The organism is Paenibacillus barengoltzii G22 (genome assembly GCF_000403375.2).
Classification (GTDB): Bacteria; Bacillota; Bacilli; order Paenibacillales; family Paenibacillaceae; genus Fontibacillus; species Fontibacillus barengoltzii.
The window spans coordinates 495870-516469 of the sequence record NZ_KE159654.1 but is presented as its reverse complement, the minus strand read 5'-3'; the positions used below and the strand labels follow the sequence as shown (position 1 = coordinate 516469).

The following is a 20600-nucleotide window of genomic DNA, read 5'->3' as shown; positions in this document are numbered from 1 at the left end:
ATGACCGTAGGTAAGCCGATTTACCATTTTACTCCGCCGGCCAATTGGATGAACGATCCGAATGGACTGATCTATTACGAAGGGGTCATACGGGAGAGGAAAGCCTGTGGGAGTGTCCCAACGCAACGCCTTCCGACTGCATGACAAAGCGGTGCTGATGTACTCGCCCAGCGACAAGGTGAAGTATCTGGCAGGGGCCATGGGGGATGCCCTGCGATTTGTGAAGTTAGTTCAACCAATGAATTGAGAACGGTTTCAGCGTAGGCCGGAGTTTGATTCTACAAAGAGGAGAAAGGGGTTGAATAGGATGAACCTATTAACCTATCTAGATGAAAGTTGGCGTATCCAACGCATCGAGCACGTGCAGATGAAGGGGGAACGCCGCCGGTTGGCGGGCTGCAATGCACGGCTGGGAGTACACGGCAAGGAAGTCCGTTTTCCCTTAGTACGCATCACGATTGGGGGCATGACCGGCTTCGGTTGGTCAAGAATTACCCGTGAACAGGCAGCCGCTCTGATAGGGACTCCGGTTCGGGAGATCTTCTCCGAGGAGCAGTGGATTCACGACCGCTTCCTCAACCTGCAATTCCCGCTCTTTGATTGGTTGGGCAAGGTCCGCAATCAACCTGTTTATGAACTATTAACAGGGGGGTTGGCGATTTCTCCGCTGAAGGTGCCCTGCTATGATACTTCCCTTTATTTTGACGATTTGCATTTAAGCTCCGAGCGCGATGCGGTACGTCTGCTGCAGGAGGAAGCGATGCAAGGCTACAATGAAGGCTTCCGCGCTTTCAAAATCAAGGTGGGACGCGGAGCCATGCATATGGATTTAGAAGAAGGAACCAAACGCGACATCGCCATCGTCAACGGGATTCGGGAGGCGGTCGGTCCCGAATGCAAGCTGATGATTGACGCCAACAATGGTTACAACTTGAACCTGACCAAGCGTGTGCTGACAGAGACGGCCTCCTCCCAGTTGTCCTGGATCGAAGAGGCGTTTCATGAGGACGATAGTCTGTATCGCAACCTGAAGGACTGGATGCGCGAACAGCAGCTGAATGTGCTCATTACCGATGGCGAAGGTCACGCGGCACAGCCCATCGTAGACTGGGCCGAGCAAGGGTTGATCGACGCGATTCAGTATGACTTATTGGATTACGGCATTGTGAAGTGGATCAAGCTCGGGGAGCGTCTGGCCCGAAGCGGGGTTCACGCGGCACCGCACCATTACGGCGTATTCTACGGTAATTTTGCTTCCGCGCAGGCTTACCCAGCAATTCCGGGATTCATGTCCGTCGAGTGGGATGAGGCACAAATCCCGGGCATCGACACATCGGGTTACGTGATTCGCGACGGTGTTGTCACTCTTCCCTCGGCACCAGGGTTTGGTTTACACCTTGACGAGGCCTATTATGAAGGGAAAGTACGGGAAAGCGGCTGGACAGTATAAGCTCAACGGATGACAAACCATCGGTCAGGGATTTCTGGCCGATGGTTATTTTATGGCTATCTCAAATCAAACCCCTTGCTCTTCACGTACTCCGTGTACCCGCCGAGCGGTAGATCCTGTTTCAGGATGGACACCAATTTGCCGGACCAGCTGGCTTTTTGCTTGTTGCTCGTGCGTGCGCCGTAATATTCCCCGATCTCCCGGTCATAGCTCTCGATTTGCTCTTTGAGATCCGGGTTGTACTGGTTCTCGAAAAATACCGCACTACGCGGCAGACGCGGCTTCTGCTCGGGGGACTCGTCGGGAACACCCACCGCCAGGCCAACCAAAGGCAGAACGAACTCCGGCAGACCTAGCCATTCGTCAAGGTCAGGCAGCGCCTCGTTGATTCCGCCGATCATGACGGCTCCAAGTCCCATGGATTCGGCCGCCACATTGGCATTTTGTACAGCCAGCGCAGCACAGAACACCGCGGTTTGGTAAAAATACGAGTAGCTCAGGTTACGGCTGATGTTCTCCTGATCGGCGGGGTCGGCGGCTAGCTTGATTCGATAGAGATCGGCGCAAAACACGAAAAAGTAGCCGCATTCCTCAATCCAAGGATTGTTGGAACGCTTTGCGATCTTGCTTCGTAGTTCAGGGTTGGTGATACCAACAATGGAGTAGGGCTGCATATGTGCAGAGGATGGAGCCATTTGTGCGGCATCCACGATCGCTCCGATTTGTTCTTTGGTGAGCGGGATATTCTGAAACTTGCGAATCGAGCGGTGTTGGCCGATGACTTGCAGAACTTCGTTCATATGATTTCCTCCCATTCATCATTTCTTATGGTTTCCACGGAAACTATATTAACAGGATGGATCGATTTCGTCAAATAGTTTCTTCGGAAACCATGTTATAATAAAAAGAAAAAAGGCAGGCTTATCATATGCCCGATCTAAATGACGATTTGCTTCACCTTAAACATCGAATTGAACAGTCCATGTACCGAATTCTGATTCGTGAAGCTGACGAAGATCAGGATCGGCTGTGGATGATGGAGCGTATTTCCGACGATAGGCTCAAGAAGCTGCTTCCTCACCTCTCGATCTCCAGCTTGCACGTGTTGGATGTGATCTTTACGCATGGAAGCATCAAAGGGGTGGATATCTCCCGCGAGATGGGAATGACGAAGGGCGCAGTCTCGAAAATTACGCGTAAGCTGCTGGATCAAGGATTGATTCAGAAAACGCAGCTTCCGGATAATCTAAAAGAAATCTACTTTTCCGTCACGCCGCTTGGCACCGAACTTGCCGAAATGCATCAGGTATTTCACCAAGCGCAAGAGCATCGAGGGCAGGAGCTGTTTAAGAGTTACGATATGGCGTCCTTAGAGATTGTTGCCGATTTCCTGGAGAAGCTGGCCGGCTTGGTGTCGGAGCCGCCGCACCCGGAGGAATGACGGGGCTTGTCCTAGCCTAAAGTCTAGTTTCAAACACCACCTAAGACGGTTATGTCACGCCAGCAGGGTCGTTATAATGAGCTTATACATTTGGTACGTGACTGAAGGAGTCAAAGGAGTGTTTAAACGTGAAGGCAGTTGAAGCGACAAATGTGGCGAAAGCGGGGAAGGTGAATTGGGCGCTGTTTAATCCCAAAACCTATGCAACGATGCTCTATTTGCTGTTAGCTCTCCCGTTAGGGATTATTTATTTCACGCTGGCGATCACCGGGCTTGCCATTTCCATTGCGTTGACTCCGGTATTTATCGGAATCCCGATGTTTTTTGGAATGGCGAAGTTGATAAACGGCATTGTGAGCTTTGAGCAAGGTCTGATTCGGCATATATTGGGGTTGCCGGTTCCGCCTGCAGCAGCTCCGAAGCAACCCTCGGCAGAAGCCGGCACGAATTGGTTCATGCGTATGGTCAAAGGATTTGACGGGGAACTGTTCTTCCGCAACTTGATGTTGGTCGTGCTTCGTTTGGTCACCGGCATCGTATTCTTTGCGGTGATGATCGTTGCGCTTGCCCTGGGCATTGGCTTTATTGCGCTCCCTGTGGTGCACATCGTTCTGATGAATGAATATCAGCTGGATATTTTGGAAAATAACCTGTTTACTTACTTTCATCTCAACTGGACCTATAATCAACAATACCTGCTATATGTGGGCGTAGGGCTCTTCTTGTTCTGGGTAGCGCTTCGCGTCGTGAATGGGCTGATGCAGGTTCAGCGCAGAATCATGTATGTAGACGAAGCTTATTTGCAGCCGGCACCTGAGCCGTCGGCTCCAGCTCCAGCTTCACACCCATTCCATACACCGGTGATTCCGCAATTTGAGGATGATCTTCCCGAGCATCCTGAAACTGAGAAAGTGTGGCTTGCTTAAGAAGTAATGGTGATATTAAGTCCAATAAAACGGCAGTACGATCAAGGAAGGGTCGGTTTATCCGGCTCTTCCTTTTATTTTTTCCACAAGAATTTACAGGGCTAAGGATTTCTGCTTGAGATTCCAATTTGTAATGATGCTATTTATAAGCGACTGCTATATATTGATCTTAAGATCTAGCAAATTTGAAGCAACGGGATAGACTGGCATACAAAGGGTGGCTGAAGATTGAGACAGACTGCATGGAAGAAGATCGTGAAGGGGAAGTGGCATTGGTTTGATCTTGTGTTTCTCGCCGTACGCACCTCCTGGTTAATCCTGGCGTTAAGAGATTTACGCGTCAACCCAGAACAAATCATCGAGGCCTCCAATCCCTTGTTGACGACAGGTGCGCTTGCGCTGGTGGCTTTATGGTTAACGGCAAGTTATCTGATTCCGCTCGTGTTTTATTTTTCCAAGAAACTAAAACCTTACAGCCCGTTGATTGAACTGGTCCTGATGGGACCGCTGGTTCTGTACTTCGCTGGAGAACCCGGGGTATTCGATTTGTATAATTTGCCTGTGTTTACCGTGGGGTACTTTAGTTTTCGCAAAAAATATGCGTGGTACTACCTGCCAACCGTGATCGTGATTCCTTTACTGGCAGGCTGGATCTATGACTATCCGCTCAAGATGATTGCCAACGAAATGCTGGATAATACCGTGATGTTCATCATCGGTATTTGCTTGCGCGCGATGATCACGGGTCATACCCGGATGAAGGAAATGGTTCAGATCATTCAGGATCAGAACCAGACCTTAGAGCTGTACTCGAAGCAAATCAAACAGCTTACGATTGTCGAGGAAAGGAACCGGATCGCCAGCGAGCTGCATGACACGGTGGGGCATACGTTTACGTCGACCATCCTAGGGATGGAAGCGGTCTATTACCAAATGGACCACGCTCCGGATGTAGCCAAGGCGCAGTTGAAGGAGCTGGTGGAGTTCGCACGTACGGGCTACGAGGATGTCCGGCGGAACATTCACCAAATGGCGGTGTATGAGAACGAGAAATCACTGGTCAAGAGCTTGGCGGAGATTGCCGCGGAATTTGGCGAGCACACCCGAACACATGTGGTAGTGGAAGTGACCGGGGAAGAGCAAGAGCCGTACACCACCCCCGAGTCGATTCGGATCGCATTAATTCGTTGTCTGCAAGAGGCTCTCACCAATGCCAAGCGCCATGGGCGGGCCACCGAAATCACCGTCAGCTTGACCTTTACGCCGCAATCGATATCCATGAAAGTCGCAGATAACGGCACGGGGCAGGAGAAGATCTCGGCCGGCTTCGGATTAAATGCCATGAACCAGCGGATTACCGGCCTAAATGGCACCATGGAGATCAGCTCGAAAGCTAACTTCGGAACAAGTCTCACGTGTACCATTCCACTGAAAGCAGGTTGAAAATATGAAGTCTATTCAAGTCGTCCTTGTCGAAGATCAACTCCTGATCTTAAACAGCCTGAAGATCATCCTCAACGCGACCGAGGATATCGAAGTCGTAGGAACGGCGATGAACGGGGAAGAGGCGTTGTCCGTATTGGAGCAAGTGCAGCCGGATGTCGTATTGATGGATGTCCATATGCCGATCATGGACGGGTTAGAAGCGACGAGGCTCGCCAAAGCCAAGTGGCCTTCCCTCAAAATCATCATGCTGACAACGCTGCAAACCAGAGATTCCGTCGTAGGCGCTCTGGAAGCCGGCGCGGAAGGGTACATCTTAAAAGCGATTGATCCGCTTGATCTCGCGGCAGCCATTCGCCTCGTGAGTCGGGGGGAGACGATGATTTCCCAGGAGGTCGCTAAGCTGCTGTTCACCGGCCCGAAGGGCGGGCATCTGCAGCCGGCGAATGAGCGGGAGGCGCTGACCGAACGAGAGATGGAGATCCTGAAATGCCTCTCCAATGGATTAACGAACAGCATGATCGCCGAGAAGCTATTTTTATCCGAAGGAACGGTAAGGAACTACATCTCCAGCATTTACAGCAAATTAAATGTACATAGCCGGATTGAGGCAATCAACAAAGCGAAAGGCTTATTTTAAGAGCTCTGGAATTGGTCCAGAGCTTTTTTTTAGATATGACATATCATGTGACACGATCATGACAACCTGCACTATGCGCCAGTGACATCTTTTCCGTACGCTTAGGATGTGATCAATAGGTTAGGAAAGGAAGTAGAACAACTTGATGCGAAAACTGCTTTTGCTTGTCATCATTTTCTTCGTGAGCGGGCTTCCTTCGGTCAGCTTGGCGCAAGAGAAGGGGATTAGCCAAACAACATTAAATATCATCCATGAGTATGTCACAGAGCAGTTTAACAATAACCGTGTGATCGGCGGGGCGTACGCCATTACTCAAGAAGGAAAGGTCATTGCGGCTAAGGGCATCGGGATTGCGGATGTAGAGACCAAGGAGCCGGTTACGCCGGAAACCGTCTATGCGACAGCTTCAGTCACGAAGGCATTCACAGCTGCGGCGATTTTGCAATTAGCAGAGCAAGGTCAAATCGACCTGGACGCGCCCGTGAACACCTACATTCCTTGGTTTACCTATAAAGATCGGGATCGCTCCGCTAAAGTGACGATTCGTCACTTGCTTACGCATTCGGCCGGAATTCAACGGTTGGAAGCGGATGGGTCTATCTTTCAAAATGAACGGGAAAATCGGAACTCCTTGGAGAAGAGCGTCCGGGCTTTGAGCACCGTCTCCATGACCGCAGATCCCGGTACCGAGGCTTCTTACTGCAATACTTGTTACAATACGCTGGGATTGGTGATTGAGAAGGTCACCCAGACCGACTATGAACAATATATGAAGGAGCATATCTTCGCACCATTAGGGATGGACCACACCGCATTTGATCCGACCAAAATGGACCATGTCGCAAGTGAGTATATGTGGTTGTTTGGACTGAAGCATAAATCTGCTCCGAACGTGGAGGTCTTTGGCCATAGTCAGAACCCGGAAGGCGGGATCTATTCGAATGTGCTCGATCTGTCCAAGTTTCTAGCCGCGATGCTGGGAGAGGGTCCGGAGTTGCTTCGTCCGGAGACCTTGCAGACCTCGCAGCAGGGAGAGATTTCTACGGGGAGCGACGGGTCTTTCTACTCCATTAGCGGCTTTGAAGAGGGAAGCCGGCATCAGACCCGGATTCTATACAAAGCGGGCGACGGTATTGGCTCGACGGCAATGGTTGTGATGATTCCCGAGATGAAGGTAGGCATATCCCTGCTCATTGGCGATTCTATTCCGGAAATAGGCCAGCCTCTGGCCTTTGGGATTGCTGATATCCTGTTAGGGAAGAAGCCCTCCGATGTTCATGTGGGGATCACCTTCTGGAGGCTGCTGGGTTCGATCTCCTTGGGGCTGGTTATCATCGGGATCGTCCTGCTGGTCTTGCTCGTGAGATCGATTTTCTTGTTACAGCATCCACAGAAGCCATTTCGAAGAGGATGGACGATTTGCCGTACCGTGCTATGTATCATCATACTCCTGCCCATCGTGTACTTGCTGATCACCGTGCATCCGACGCAAATCGGTTTTTACGGGTATCCGCAAGATTTGGCCGTCGGCTTATTCGCCATTATGATATCTTTGGCTCTCTGGGCAGGGTATAGCCTCATCGCATTGATCGCGATCAGGAAATAAAGAGAAATCAGACAGGGCTCCAGGCTTCGCCGGGAGCTCTCTTCGTTGTTCGTTTTGTCCTCTGCTTTTAGAAATGTTTGAAAATTGAAAGGGATGGTTCGAATTTTGAATGTAGCCGCTGTGTAATTTTTTCTAAAATATGGGTGCAACAAACTAAATGAACTTAAAGGAGGGAAATTATGAAAGCGCTTCTATTGCGGCCTGGTAGAAGTGTTACTTCAGCGGTCGTGAAAATCGGTTAGGCAGATGGCAAGTTTAGAGCTGGGATGGATGGGAGACTCGCGAGCAAAACCAAGAGAACATGAAGATCGTAGGAGGGGATTCTTTCATGAAAAGAACTAGGCTATTCCTGCAATCCATGATGATGTTGTTGATCAGTGTATCCTTAATGCTAACGAATGCTTCCTATTCGGGAGCAGAGGCTGCTGCAGCTGCGGGTCCAGGTCATCCTGATCCGGGAGCCAAGAACGGATTCGATCCTCAAGGCAGAATGGTCGCGAAATTCGGGTCGCCTGTGATCGATGGTAACGTGGATAAGGTATGGAGCAAGGCGCAGCCGGTGTCACCCCAACATGTGTCGGGCGAGGTGGAGGCCTCTGCTGTTTTAAGAGCGCTATGGGATGACCAGGCTCTCTATGTTCTGGCTGAAGTCAAGGACCCGCACCTATCCGTTGCCTCCGTAAACCCGTACATGCAAGATTCCTTGGAGTTGTTTCTTGATGAGAACCATGACAAGACCTCGGAATATGGTGTAGACGATGTGCATTTTCGCGTCAATTATGAGAATAACCAGTCGGTAGACAACGGGGATGTGCAGCGGTTTTATACGGCTGCGAAACGAGTGGACGGCGGATATGTAATCGAAGCCCGAATTGCTCTGAAATCCAAACCCGAAAACAACAAGGTTGTAGGCTTCGAGCTGCAAATCAACGATGCCAAAGGATCAACGAGATCGGGTACGCTTAACGTCTTTGATGCCACAGGCAATGCCTGGAATGACACGGGAAAGTTCGGGGAACTGGTTCTAAACGGCAAGGGGAAGGGCGACATTAGCGGAGTAAATCCTTATGATCTTCTCAACTTGTTCCGAAGCACACTCAAGCTTGACTTCAAGCTATATAAAAACCCCGATGTCGTTACGGAAGCTCTCACGAAGGTTGTCGCGGCTAACGTGTTAAACGATAAAAAAGTCACCCAACAACAGATAGACGAACAGATTGCCATGATCCAAGCTGCGGTGGACCAATTGGAAATGACGGAAGAAGCGGCCAATGAGAAATATTTCAAGCCGGTTCCGGATGCCTATCGGATGGCCAGCGATCAACCAGGCACCATCGAGAGACTCACATACTTGGCACCGAATGTAACGAACGGAATGGACGAGAAGAAGTTGAATGTCTATCTTCCTTATGGCTATGACCCTTCCGATCCCGCGAAGAAATATAATGTTCTATACCTGATGCACGGCGGCGGGGAAAATGAAGACCTGCTCTTTGGCGGACCAGGGCAAAGCAAGGAGCTCGCGAAAATCTTGGACAATATGATCGCAAACGGGGATATCGAGCCGTTGATTGTGGTTACGCCAACCTTCTATGGCGGGAAGAATGATACCGCCCTATTCCACGAGGAATTGACCAATATCATTCTTCCATTGGTAGAGACCAAATATCATACCTATGCCCAATCGGCTAGCCCGGAAGATTTGAAGGCTTCCCGGGAGCATCGGGCGTTCGGCGGCTTCTCTATGGGATCCGTTACAACTTGGTATACTTTTATTCATAAGCTTGACTACTTTAAGTATTACCTGCCGTTAAGCGGTGATAGTTGGGTGTTAGGCCAGGGAGCCGGGGGCAGCAAACCGAAGGAAACTGCGGAATATCTGGCCAAAGTTGTGAAAGATGCGGGCTATCAACCGCAGGATTATTATATTTTCAGTGCCACCGGCAATCTGGATATTGCTTACCCGAATTTAAAACCGCAGATTGATGCGATGAAGCAACTCACGGACACCTTTATCTACTCATCGGATACGACTAAAGGGAACTTCTATTTCATTGTAGGCGACGGCGGTACGCATGCTTGGCATTGGGTGAATCAGTACATTTATGATATTCTGCCAGATCTGTTCCACTAGCCCCCCTACATCCTCATACTTGTTCAATTCCAAGGCCATTTGTCACTGAGGTGACAGATGGCCTTAAGGTAGAATGAAATCGGCTATGTCCCATAGGAGAGACGGTCGTTATATAATGGGGGTTATAGATATTCGCATCAGAAGCAGGAGGCCGATGAAATGAGGGCACAACTCAGGGACAGCTTTAGAATGATGAGTTACGGTAAACCAAGAAAACTAGCATTTAAGATCCCGTCTGCCTATTTCTTGGTCATACTGCTGACCGTAGGCTTCAGCTACTTGGTATTGAATCAAATCGCGGCGAACTCCGCCCAGAAGAAAATTAACGAAGCATCTTTGCAAACGATTACATCGATTCGAACGAACATAGACCTGATGATCGAGAATGTGAACAACTATTCGAAGATGATTTTCTCGGACCGCAATCTGCAGAACTTGCTTCGGCAAGGGGATGTGTATGCTAACCTTCAAACCCAATCGAAGGTCAGCGCTTATTTATACAACTTAATGCAAGCGGTTCCGATTATCGACTCGGTACATATTTACGATAATGGAGGACATCGTTTTTCAGTTGCCACCCAGGAGCTGCCGACGTACATGGAGGTGAACATCAAGGACGCCCCTTGGTACGAACAGGTATTGAGCAATAACGGCAAATATATTCTGAGACTGGATCGTAGAGGCGGGGAGGGGACATCCGGCGGGAATATCGTTTCCTTCATCCGGTTGATTCGGGATCTCGATAACACAGCACCCCTTGGGGTATTGGTCATCGAGATCAAGGATGATGCGTTGGTACAAGCCTATTCGAATCTGCTCAGTGAAACTTCGTTGCAAATTGCCATTCTGGATGAGAATAATCAGACCATTGTTGCTGATTCCACGGATGAGCCCGGAAGATCGGCAATATTTGAGCTGTTGAATACTAACCTAGCATTACTAGAGGATCGATTTCAGCAAAGTGACTCAGGGAATTTAATCGTCCATTTAGGCTCCCTGAAATATACGGTAACTTATTTGTCGGGCGGGGCTTATAACTGGAAGTTCGTGAGCCTCTCGCCGCATAAGAACATGGAGTTCCGAAATCAATCTTTGGTCCTGTTGGCTTTCGGGCTGTTGCTCATTAACGGAACGATTTTCTTCGTTAGCTCCTTTATCATCTCGCGCAGCATTATTAAGCCGATTCAGAAGCTGCTGCGGGCTATGAATCGAGCGCCAAGCGGGAACTTCATGAAGGTCAGCGCTGAGCGGAACAGCTTCGAGATGGAACAGTTGTACGACGGATATAACCAGATGATTGAGCAAATTGATCAACTGTTAAAGCGCGTCATCGAAGAACAGAAGACGATACGCAGAGCAGAACTCAATGCGCTTCAGTCTCAGATCAAACCTCACTTCCTATACAACACGTTGGACTCCATTACTTCGCTGGCACTATCCGGAGACAATGAGCAGGTATGTGGGCTGATCGAGGCGTTGGGAACCTACTATCGCTTAAGTGTTAGCAAAGGTCAGGACGTCATTACCGTTTCGGAAGAAATCGAGATGGTCCGCAATTATTTGAAGATCCAGAGCGTACGGTACGACAATGTCTTCGAGGCCCAGTTCGAGGTAGATAGGGAATGTGCCATGATCCCAATTCCCAAGCTGGTGCTGCAGCCGTTGGTTGAGAACTCGCTGTATCATGGCATAAGACCTAAAGGAACCAAAGGCATCATACGAATCAGCACGAGATCTGTAGATTCTGCTGTGGTCATCACCATATCAGATGACGGCGTGGGGATGTCGAAGGAGGAAATCGAGGAAATCTTACTTACGGAAAGACAAGGTCAGATCAAGAGCTTTGGGCTTTGGGGAACCAAGGAACGATTGCGGATCTTTTATGATGATCGAGATGTTTTACATATTGATAGTGAACCTGGAGTCGGAACGACAATTACTTTAACCTTACCGATTGGAGTAGATTCGCCATGGAAAAATTAAAGGTTTTGATCGTTGATGATGAACATTTGATTCGGAATTTGATTCGTTTACGTATCGATTGGGAACAGGAGGGCTTCGAGATCACGGGGGAAGCCTCCAATGCCCAAGAAGCGCTGGAGCTGGTGGAGGAGCAGAATCCAGATATTATCTTTACCGATATTTATATGCCCAATATGGATGGGATTGAGCTTAGCCGAAGAGTACTCGAGAGGTATCCACACATCAAAATCGTGGTTGTGAGCGGTCATGACGAGTTCGAATACGCACAGCAGGGCATCAAAATTGGGATATTCGACTTCCTATTGAAGCCCATCCGAGCCTCGGACCTGCTTCATGTTGCGGGGAATCTCAAGCAGAAAATTCATGAAGAGCGAACACGGGCCAAGGAAATCTCAAAGATGAAGGAGGAGATGGAGCGGAACTTGCCCTATCTGCGCGAAAGATTTCTATTTCAGTGGTTGAACGGCGCGTTGTCCCGGGAGGAAATAGTCGAGCAGGCCGATTACTTCAAATTACCTGCATTCCGGCAGAGCAGCGGGTTTCAGGTTGCGGTTGTCGAGATCGCTCCGGTCTCCGAGAAACACACTGAGGAGCAGCTGATTATGCTGGGGCTGGTGTGCAAGCATCAGATCGAGCTGTTTTTCCAGAACGATCCGCTGGTTGAGATCTTATCCGAGACCCGTAATCAATTCATCCTCGTCTCATTTTATCCGGGGAGAGAGCTCGCGGAGACTTGTGAATCACTGATGGCTTATCTCCTCGCTTCTACTCAATGTTTGGTCAACATTGGAGTCGGCCGAAAGCGTGAGAATGTGCAAGACGCACGTCTGAGCTATCAAGAGGCCTGCCGAGCCATCCGCTACAAAGCCTTCGTCGGGAATAATCAAGTCGTATGTTATGAAGAAATGATCGGGAACCGGGAAGAGACGTACCAATCCGATCCAGAGCTTCTGCGACAGCTGCAGTTTTATGTTAGCGTCGGATCGTCCGAACGTGCAGTGCAGCTGCTAAGCCAGATTTTTGGTCTGTCATTCTCAAGCGAATCGGATTTCCGTATGGCCGCGTTGGATGTGATCCATGAATGCCAGCGTGCGATCACAGAGCAAGGGATTGAGGAAGAACAGGGGCTGCTTAAAGAAACGATGCTCGCTGTCATGACAGCCGACAATTTGCCGGAACTACTCCAAACCTTGGAGCGCTACGTCGTTTTGGTTTCGGAGGCAATTTTGTCGAAGAGGCAAGACAAGGAAGGGAACCTGATCAGTCAGGTGAAAGCCTACCTGGAAGAAAATCTGGGAGATCCGGAGGTGGGGTTGGCTAGTACCGCGGCAGCCTTCTTTGTAAGTCCGGGTCATTTGGGACGGTTGATGAAGAAGGAGACGGGTCAGACCTTTGTCGAGTATTTGACGAACCTGCGTATGAAGAAAGCAGAGACGCTTCTCAAAACAACCGATTTAAAAGGTTACGAGATTGGGGCACAGGTGGGGATTACGGACCCGCATTATTTTAGCATCTTGTTCAAGAAGGTCATGGGCAGATCAATGAACGAGTATAGGGTTGGAAAATGCCAACAAGGATGATCGAATTTTACAAGGGGATGCGCGTTTTGTGAATGGAGGATTCCCATCGACTTCCCTAAAATGGCTTTAGATGCATCGAATTCTATTGGGAGGTCAAAGAGATGAAAGCGTTATTAAAAAGATCCATGAGTATCGTTTTAGCGGTAGGTCTAGCAGGAAGCTTAGCAGCGTGCTCATCCAATTCCTCTGGAGAGAAATCTTCGGGCGGAAGTGGAAGCGATTCCATTAAGTTGACGCTTTGGGATCAATCCGTAGGGAATACGGATCCATCGGCAAAATTGCTGCCGGAAATTGTTGAGAAGTGGAACAAAGAGCATCCCAACATCCAGGTTGAACGAACAGGTACGACAGGCGAGCAATATAAGACGAAAATCAAAACATCGCTGGCAGCCAACGAAGCACCTGACCTCTTTTACGGTATGGGCGGCGGAAGCTTCATGCAGCCTTACATTGAATCCGGCAACGTACTGGAAATCTCCAGCTATTTGACAGATGAAATCAAGTCCAAGATGGGGCCGGGGATGGCCGAAGCGATTGAAACCGACGGCAAAATTTATACTCTCCCCGTTTACACCCATATTGCCAATCTCTATGTGAATACCGAGCTGTTCGATAAAGCGGGAGCCAAAATTCCAACCACTTATACCGAACTGCTTGATGCGGTAGAGAAATTGAAGGCAGCAGGAATTACACCGGCGTTGATCGGCGAGAAAGACCGCTGGCCGGGCATGTATTGGTATGACATTATCGCGATGCGTCAGGCAGGATATGATGCGGTGATCGAAGCCTTCAAAGATCCATCCAAATGGGATTCGCCGGATTTCGTCGCTGCAGCTGCCAAAATGCAGGAACTCGCGAAGGTTGGGGCATTCAACAGCAGCATGTTGAGCATGAGCTATGACGAGATGCTGGGGGCATTTAATGCGGGCAGCGGTGCGATGATGTTCCAAGCGAACTGGGTAAATGCAGGCATTGAGGATCCGTCCTCGGCGACAAAAGGCAAGGTTCAAGTCGTTCCATTCCCTGTATTTGAAGATGGTAAAGGTAAGGTGACGGAAATTTTTGGCGGAGCGGTGGATGGTTTCTACATCAGCAGCAACACGAAGCATCCTAAAGAAGCCGTTGATTTCTTGATGTATTTGAGTGAACAGCTCGGAACGCAAGGCTATCTGGCAGGAGCGGGTCTCCCAAGCTGGAAAATCGATGGACTAGACACATCGAGCCTCTCTTCGCTGGATCGTTCGGCTGCCGAGATTATGTCGACAGCGACTTCGTTTATTACCTGGTGGGATAATATTCTCCCTGCCGAATCTGCGGAAACGCATAAGAACTTGATTGCATCGCTTCTTGCTGGTGACATTACGCCGGAAGAGTTCTGTAAACAGATGGCGCAGCTCCAACCGACGGAACTCAAACTTTGATTCTAGTATAATCTCAAACCAGATGTGGTCAGGGGGATCCCTGACCACATCTTTGAGAGGAGAACTCACATGAACACAGTTTTTTCCAATAAGAAAGCGATCGCGATATTTGTGCTTCCTACCCTTCTCATTTTTTGCGGGATCGTCTTAGTTCCGATTTTCGTATCGAGTTATTATAGCGTATTGGATTGGAATGGCGTCGGTAAGGGAACGTTTGTTGGACTAGATAATTATGTGGAGATGTTTACGGATTCCCGGGCCTTACTGTCGATCCGAAACTCCTTCCTGTTTGCGGCAGCGTCTGTTTTCATTCAATTGCCGATTTCTCTGTTGCTTGCCTTGATTTTGGCATCTTCGGTCAAAGGCGAGGGCTTTTATAGAACGGTGTACTTTATTCCGGTACTGATCTCCACCGTTGTGATCGCGCAATTATGGTCCAAAATCTACAATGCGGATTACGGCCTTTTAAATACATTGCTTGAGAATATTGGTTTGTCTGAATTAGCCCAGGACTGGCTCGGTCAGAAGAAGACCGCACTCGCGGCTTCTTTCATTCCAACCCTCTGGCAGTATGTCGGTTATCATATGCTCCTGATGTATGCCGGAGCGAAATCGATCTCGCAGGAAATCTTCGAAGCGGCGAAAATGGACGGAGCTTCCCGTATTCGGACGGCCTTCTCCATTACAATCCCGCTGATGAGGCCTATATTGAAAGTATGTCTTGTCTTCTCCATTATCGGAGCCTTCAAAGTCTTTGATCTGGTATATGTACTTACGGGCGGCGGGCCGCTGTTTGCTACTGAGGTACCAAGCACGTTGATGTACACGACTATTTTTAATACGTACAGATATGGATATGGCAGCGCGGTATCTGTCTTTATTATTCTAGAATGCTTGGTGTTTACGATTCTGATTAATAAATTCTTCAAGACCGAATAGGGGGGAGCATATTGAATACTGCAGAAGTAAGGTTGCCCAAGAGAGCCTTCTTGGGAAAATTCCTGTTGCAATTCTTTCTCATCATCGTAGCGTTCGTTCAGGTCTATCCCCTTATTTGGCTGGCGTTCTTCTCGTTGAAAGACAATAGTGAAATCTTCAGCGGCGATGTCGCGGGCTTCCCGAAGAAGCTTCTATGGAGTAACTATACCAAAGCCTTATCTGACGGTAATGTGATGAATTATTTCGGCAACAGCGTGTTGGTCACTGCGGCCTCCATCATCCTGGTGCTGATTCTGTCCTCGATGGCCGCTTATGCCATCACGAGAATGAATTGGAAGCTTAGCAACGCAACGATGACTTTAATTCTGCTTGGGATGATGGTTCCCATTCATGCGGCTTTGCTGCCGCTGTTCATGGTGTTGAAGAGCTTGCACTTGCTGAATACTTACTGGTCGCTGATTATCCCGTATGTGGCGTTTGGAATTCCCATGGCGGTGTTCATTCTGGGAAGCTTCTTCAAAGGCGTCCCTCGCGAACTCGAAGAATCTGCGGTGATGGACGGGTGCGGTGTCTACAGAACGTACTTCTATATTATTCTTCCGTTGATTCGTCCGGCGATTGCCACCGTATCGATCTTTACCTTCCTTTCCTGCTGGAATGAACTGATGTTTGCGGTGACATTCATTAATGACACGCATTATCAAACATTAACAGTGGGAATGATGTCGATGGTCGGAACCTACATTACGCAGTGGGGCATTATTGGGGCCGGGCTTATGATCACAACCATCCCAACGGTGATCATTTATTTGCTCTTAAACAAGCAAGTACAACAGAGCATGATTGCAGGCGCAGTGAAAGGATAAGACAATTACAGGCGTGAAGGGAGAAACTTGCGATGAAGGCAACGATGACGGTAAGTGCTGACCAGACCGTTGGAACGATCAGTCGCCATATCTACGGACATTTCGCTGAGCATCTCGGCCGTTGTATATATGAAGGGATTTGGGTTGGCGAGGATTCGCCGATTCCGAATACCCGAGGCATCCGGAACGATGTGGTGGAGGCGTTACGTGGTTTGAACATCCCGGTGCTTCGCTGGCCGGGCGGCTGCTTTGCCGACGAGTACCACTGGAAGGACGGCGTCGGGCCGCGAGAGCAACGCAAGCGGATGGTGAACACCCACTGGGGCGGCGTGGTGGAGAATAACCACTTCGGCACGCATGAATTTTTTGATTTGTGTGAACTGCTTGGTGCAGAGCCTTATATTTGCGGTAATGTCGGGAGCGGCACCGTGCAAGAGATGCAAGAGTGGGTCGAGTATATGACCTTCGATGGTGAATCGCCAATGGCCAACTGGCGCCGAGAAAATGGGCGGGAGAAGCCATGGAAATTGAAGTACTTTGGCGTCGGCAACGAGAACTGGGGCTGCGGCGGCAATATGCGGGCGGAGTATTACGCTGACGAATATCGCCGGTATCAAACGTATGTCCGAAATTATGGGGAGAACCGGATCTATAAAATAGCCGGGGGCGCCAATGTCGATGACTATCATTGGACGGAAACGCTAATGCGTCTAGCCGGTCCGTTGATGGATGGACTCAGCTTGCACAACTATACCGTTCCGGGCGGATTTGAGGTCAAACGCCCTGCGCTGGGCTTCGATGAGGCCGAATGGTTTGAGACGATGAAGCTGGCACTTCACATGGACGAGTTAATTACGCGGCATTCGGCGATTATGGACCAATATGATCCGCAGAAACGAATTGGGCTGATTATTGATGAGTGGGGGAACTGGTTCCAGGTTGAGCCAGGCACGAATCCCGGCTTCCTGTACCAGCAAAACTCCATGCGGGATGCGCTCGTCGCCGGCTTGCATTTTCACATCTTCCATCGTCACTGCGATCGCGTTCATATGGCGAACATCGCCCAGACCGTAAACGTCCTGCAGGCGATGATCTTAACCGAAGGCGAGAAGATGTTGCAGACGCCGACCTACCATGTCTTTGAAATGTTCAAGGTCCATCAGGATGCGGAAGCCCTTGCGCTTCACCTTGAGACAGACGAGTACCGTATGGGTGAGGATACCATTCCTCAAGTTAGCGGTTCGGCCTCTAAACGGGCAGACGGCACCATCGACATCAGTCTGTGCAACGTTCACCCGCATCAGCAGGCAGATGTCACGCTGCAGTTGCGCGGATTGGGAGAGGCGAAGAAGGTCGCGGGCCGCATCCTAACCCATACGGATATGAATGCCCACAATACCTTTGATCAGCCAGAGACGGTGAAGCCGCAGGATTTTGACGGGTTTACTGATGTAAATGAAGGCAGCTTGTCGGTCAAATTGCCGCCGATGTCGGTGGTGGTGTTGTCGTTTTCCTAGAGAGAAATGAGAGAGGTTAGAAGACATTAAGCGAGTTAAAACGCGGATAATCGGAGGAATACCATCATGTCCAATGGTTCGTTGGTGCATCGGGTCCCCACCCGAGAGAAGGTCGTCGCCTTTACGTTCGACGATGGGCCCCATCCCGTATTTACGAGACAAGTGCTGGATATTTTCCGGAAGGTGAATGGGAAGGCGACATTTTTCATGATTGGTCAAGAGGTGGATGCATTTGAAGAACTCGCCAAGGAAGTTCATGCCGCTGGGCATGAGATTGGGAACCACACGTATTCGCATCCTGATTTAACGCTGTTGACTCAAGGGGAAGCGCGCGGGGAAATCAAACAGGCGAGCGAGCGGATTCGACGTGTGACCGGGCGTCATCCCTCGAGTTTCAGACCACCTTATTTTGCCGTGAATGAGGATGTGTTCTCGCTTGCAGCTGAGTTCGGATACGATGTGATTGGTTGCGTCAATGGCGAGGCCAAGGACTGGGAACAGCCCCAACCCGGCGTAGAGTACATCTTGGAGCAGACGAGGGCGACTGTTGATAACGGCAGCATCTTCCTGTTCCATGACGGGTATGGCGATCGTACTCAGACAGTTGAGGCCGTTCGGGTGCTTGTTGCGGAATTGGCTGACCAGGGGTATCGGTTTGTGACAATCCGTGAGTTAATGGAGTTAGCTGGCAACAGCTTGCTAAACTAGATTTTGATAATTGAGTTGCTTCGAATAGACGTCTTCGATCAGCAGATATTGCTGAAACGGAGGCGTCTTTTTTATAAAAAACCGAAATGCTGCTATTAATGTAAAATTTTAAATATGATTATATATCAAAAATCAATAAGGATAGATCATTGTTTTCAAATAGGCAAAAGCTTTATTTTTTAAATAGCATTGGAAGCGCTATCAGTGCAAAAGGATAACCAAGTTAATGAAATGGGAGGTGTCTGCTGGGTCGGGGGCGTAGGCTAAATGTACTGGAATAAGAATAGATCAATTATCATGCAAGGGAATCCACTTAGGACTTAATGTTCATTTGTCGTTTGAAACACATATCCGTGAATCCGGCAAAGGGGGATCTGCATATGAAAAAATATTTGCTCATTTTATTCATCGTCGTCTTCATGACTGGACTCACCGCCTGCGGAGGCGGCAACAGTAATCAGGCGGGGAACACTGCTGCAGGAAGTGACACGGCTACAGGAAATGACTCTGCTGCAGGGAATGGTGCTAATTCAGAGCAAGAAATTTCCGGAGAAATTACAGTATTCGGATGGGGCGGCGGAGAGGAGCTTCAATCTCGAAAAGATGCTACGAAGGTCTTCAAGAAGCTATATCCTAAAGTGAAGGTGAATGAAGTATGGCTTCCGGCGGACAATGTTGATGTGAAGCTGGATGCAGCCCTGGCCGCAGGAAATGCCGGTGATGTGATCATGATGTCTCCAGACTGGAAGGGGCTGCGGACCAAGTGGTTTGAAGATCTGAACCCATACATTGAAAGGGATCAGCTAGATCTTGAGGCCCTGTTTACAGAAGGCGTTGACGGAGGATATGTGGATCCGGATGGAAAACGCGAAGGCATGCCGGCAACTGCTTCGGACTTTATGATTGCCTATAATAAAGAAATTTTTGACAAAGCAGGTGTTCCGTACCCGACAAACGACTGGACTTGGGATGACTTTGCGAATATCGCAAAACAGGTTTCTTCAGGTGAAGGAGCCAATCGAATTTATGGGATTGTATCTCACTGGATCTTGCAAAGCTTTGCCCCATTTGTCTACGGTGGAGCGCCGTATAATGAAGATTGGACCAAGCAGACACTGGATGATGAAAATACACTGAAGGGATACCAATTGTTTGGCGACCTCGTGAAAGCTAAAGCGATGCCGGATGATGCTGCCGCCAAGAGTATGCCGATGGATCAGATGTTCGCGGCGGGGAAAGCAGCGATGTATCCACTTGGTCTCTTTGAAGCCTCGACGATTGCTAAAAATATCGGGTCCAACTTCGAATGGGGAATCGTCATGCTGCCAAAGGATCCGTCCGGAAAAACGGTTAACATTAAATTCCAAACGGGATTTGCGATGAACAAAGACTCCAAGAATAAAGAAGCTGCATGGGCTTATATTAAAACGGTTTCCCTCAATAAAGAGGTAGGCGATCTGTACAGTAAGGTGAATCTTCCGGCACTTAAGGAGTCGGCCGATACTACATTCGCTAACTTGAAGATTGAAGGAACGGATATCTCCATGTTGGATTTTGTGACGGGGTTGCAGGATGCGATAACGTTCCCTTGGGGCGGATCCATCGCTAAAGCTGGCGATCTGTATGAGCAGGTCTGGCAGGAGGTTACGGTTCAGGGCAAATCTGCAGAGGAAGCAGCAGGAGCCTTTGCTTCACAAATCCAGGCCGCTTTTGACTCGATCCATCAAAGTAAATAATTCATAACAAAAGAAGAATGAACTGTTGATGAAAGGGAGGATTCGTGAATCCTCCCTTCCTATAATCTCAAGCGAAGGCAGTCACGGAGGCGAAAGAATGAAGGTGCAAAAAATGAGAATCCCCAAAAGAGAGGAGAAGCACTTCTTTCTCTTCACTTCGCCATGGCTTTTGGGTTTTTTGATCTTTACCCTATATCCCATGGTTTTCTC

General features: G+C 49.2%; 18 protein-coding genes. 17 read left to right on the top strand and 1 reads right to left on the bottom strand.

Annotation, left to right across the window (positions count from 1 at the left end):
* The 3 genes from C812_RS23085 to C812_RS17125 are packed head-to-tail and all read left to right on the top strand — an operon-like array spanning nt 1 to nt 1450.
* Nucleotides 1-144, top strand: a complete 144-nt coding sequence (locus C812_RS23085) for a hypothetical protein (RefSeq protein WP_016313919.1) — start codon at nt 1-3, stop codon at nt 142-144.
* On the top strand, nt 107-247 hold the full coding sequence (locus tag C812_RS22370) for a hypothetical protein (RefSeq protein WP_016313918.1): 141 nt from the start codon (nt 107-109) through the stop codon (nt 245-247). Before C812_RS23085 ends, C812_RS22370 begins: the two co-directional genes overlap by 38 nt.
* Before the next feature lie 60 nt (nt 248-307).
* Nucleotides 308-1450, top strand: a complete 1143-nt coding sequence (locus tag C812_RS17125; RefSeq protein WP_036625687.1) for an enolase C-terminal domain-like protein — start codon at nt 308-310, stop codon at nt 1448-1450.
* 56 nt (nt 1451-1506) lie between these two features.
* Here the strand turns inward: C812_RS17125 and C812_RS17120 are convergent, their stop codons facing one another.
* Entirely contained in the window at nt 1507-2250 is a 744-nt protein-coding gene (locus tag C812_RS17120; RefSeq protein WP_016313916.1) for an NADPH-dependent oxidoreductase, read from the bottom strand.
* 128 nt (nt 2251-2378) lie between these two features.
* On the opposite strand from C812_RS17120, the gene C812_RS21630 reads away from it, so the two are divergent.
* The 14 genes from C812_RS21630 to C812_RS21625 all read left to right on the top strand — a co-directional run bounded on the left by C812_RS21630 (nt 2379) and on the right by C812_RS21625 (nt 20390).
* Nucleotides 2379-2891, top strand: a complete 513-nt coding sequence (locus C812_RS21630) for a MarR family transcriptional regulator (protein ID WP_016313915.1) — start codon at nt 2379-2381, stop codon at nt 2889-2891.
* A 128-nt stretch (nt 2892-3019) separates the two neighbouring features.
* Entirely contained in the window at nt 3020-3817 is a 798-nt protein-coding gene (locus tag C812_RS17110) for a sensor domain-containing protein (RefSeq protein ID WP_016313914.1), read from the top strand.
* Between the two features lie 228 nt (nt 3818-4045).
* A complete protein-coding gene (locus C812_RS17105; RefSeq protein WP_016313913.1) occupies nt 4046-5260 on the top strand; it encodes a sensor histidine kinase in 1215 nt (404 codons plus the stop codon).
* 4 nt (nt 5261-5264) lie between these two features.
* A complete protein-coding gene (locus C812_RS17100) occupies nt 5265-5900 on the top strand; it encodes a response regulator (RefSeq protein WP_016313912.1) in 636 nt (211 codons plus the stop codon).
* A 145-nt stretch (nt 5901-6045) separates the two neighbouring features.
* Complete coding sequence (locus C812_RS17095) at nt 6046-7506, top strand: serine hydrolase (RefSeq protein ID WP_016313911.1); 1461 nt, start codon at nt 6046-6048, stop codon at nt 7504-7506.
* Between the two features lie 328 nt (nt 7507-7834).
* Nucleotides 7835-9640, top strand: a complete 1806-nt coding sequence (locus tag C812_RS17090; RefSeq protein WP_016313910.1) for a sugar-binding protein — start codon at nt 7835-7837, stop codon at nt 9638-9640.
* 159 nt (nt 9641-9799) lie between these two features.
* On the top strand, nt 9800-11623 hold the full coding sequence (locus tag C812_RS17085) for a cache domain-containing sensor histidine kinase (protein WP_016313909.1): 1824 nt from the start codon (nt 9800-9802) through the stop codon (nt 11621-11623).
* Nucleotides 11611-13203 (top strand): response regulator, encoded by a 1593-nt coding sequence (locus C812_RS17080; protein ID WP_016313908.1) that lies wholly within the window; start codon nt 11611-11613, stop codon nt 13201-13203. Before C812_RS17085 ends, C812_RS17080 begins: the two co-directional genes overlap by 13 nt.
* Before the next feature lie 101 nt (nt 13204-13304).
* On the top strand, nt 13305-14624 hold the full coding sequence (locus tag C812_RS17075; RefSeq protein ID WP_009224914.1) for an extracellular solute-binding protein: 1320 nt from the start codon (nt 13305-13307) through the stop codon (nt 14622-14624).
* Between the two features lie 69 nt (nt 14625-14693).
* Complete coding sequence (locus tag C812_RS17070) at nt 14694-15563, top strand: carbohydrate ABC transporter permease (protein WP_016313907.1); 870 nt, start codon at nt 14694-14696, stop codon at nt 15561-15563.
* Nucleotides 15564-15613: 50 nt separating this feature from the next.
* Nucleotides 15614-16429 (top strand): carbohydrate ABC transporter permease, encoded by an 816-nt coding sequence (locus C812_RS17065; protein WP_244268346.1) that lies wholly within the window; start codon nt 15614-15616, stop codon nt 16427-16429.
* Nucleotides 16430-16461: 32 nt separating this feature from the next.
* The gene (locus C812_RS17060; RefSeq protein ID WP_016313905.1) at nt 16462-17946 is read left to right on the top strand and encodes an alpha-N-arabinofuranosidase; all 1485 of its coding nucleotides are present in this window, start codon (nt 16462-16464) and stop codon (nt 17944-17946) included.
* Between the two features lie 66 nt (nt 17947-18012).
* On the top strand, nt 18013-18654 hold the full coding sequence (locus C812_RS17055; RefSeq protein ID WP_016313904.1) for a polysaccharide deacetylase family protein: 642 nt from the start codon (nt 18013-18015) through the stop codon (nt 18652-18654).
* A 380-nt stretch (nt 18655-19034) separates the two neighbouring features.
* Nucleotides 19035-20390 carry an ABC transporter substrate-binding protein gene (locus tag C812_RS21625; RefSeq protein WP_016313903.1) on the top strand — a complete coding sequence of 452 codons (1356 nt, stop codon included), beginning with the start codon at nt 19035-19037 and terminating at the stop codon, nt 20388-20390.
* Nucleotides 20391-20600: the final 210 nt, after the last annotated feature.

Bases quoted from the DNA above. Each gene is read 5' to 3' on its own strand.
- C812_RS23085 (WP_016313919.1), top strand. From the start codon at position 1: ATGACCGTAGGTAAGCCGATTTACCATTTTACTCCGCCGGCCAATTGG.
- C812_RS17125 (WP_036625687.1), top strand. From the start codon at position 308: ATGAACCTATTAACCTATCTAGATGAAAGTTGGCGTATCCAACGCATC.
- C812_RS17120 (WP_016313916.1), bottom strand. From the start codon at position 2,250: ATGAACGAAGTTCTGCAAGTCATCGGCCAACACCGCTCGATTCGCAAG.
- C812_RS21630 (WP_016313915.1), top strand. From the start codon at position 2,379: ATGCCCGATCTAAATGACGATTTGCTTCACCTTAAACATCGAATTGAA.
- C812_RS17100 (WP_016313912.1), top strand. From the start codon at position 5,265: ATGAAGTCTATTCAAGTCGTCCTTGTCGAAGATCAACTCCTGATCTTA.
- C812_RS17095 (WP_016313911.1), top strand. From the start codon at position 6,046: ATGCGAAAACTGCTTTTGCTTGTCATCATTTTCTTCGTGAGCGGGCTT.
- C812_RS17090 (WP_016313910.1), top strand. From the start codon at position 7,835: ATGAAAAGAACTAGGCTATTCCTGCAATCCATGATGATGTTGTTGATC.
- C812_RS17085 (WP_016313909.1), top strand. From the start codon at position 9,800: ATGAGGGCACAACTCAGGGACAGCTTTAGAATGATGAGTTACGGTAAA.
- C812_RS17080 (WP_016313908.1), top strand. From the start codon at position 11,611: ATGGAAAAATTAAAGGTTTTGATCGTTGATGATGAACATTTGATTCGG.
- C812_RS17075 (WP_009224914.1), top strand. From the start codon at position 13,305: ATGAAAGCGTTATTAAAAAGATCCATGAGTATCGTTTTAGCGGTAGGT.
- C812_RS17070 (WP_016313907.1), top strand. From the start codon at position 14,694: ATGAACACAGTTTTTTCCAATAAGAAAGCGATCGCGATATTTGTGCTT.
- C812_RS17060 (WP_016313905.1), top strand. From the start codon at position 16,462: ATGAAGGCAACGATGACGGTAAGTGCTGACCAGACCGTTGGAACGATC.
- C812_RS17055 (WP_016313904.1), top strand. From the start codon at position 18,013: ATGTCCAATGGTTCGTTGGTGCATCGGGTCCCCACCCGAGAGAAGGTC.
- C812_RS21625 (WP_016313903.1), top strand. From the start codon at position 19,035: ATGAAAAAATATTTGCTCATTTTATTCATCGTCGTCTTCATGACTGGA.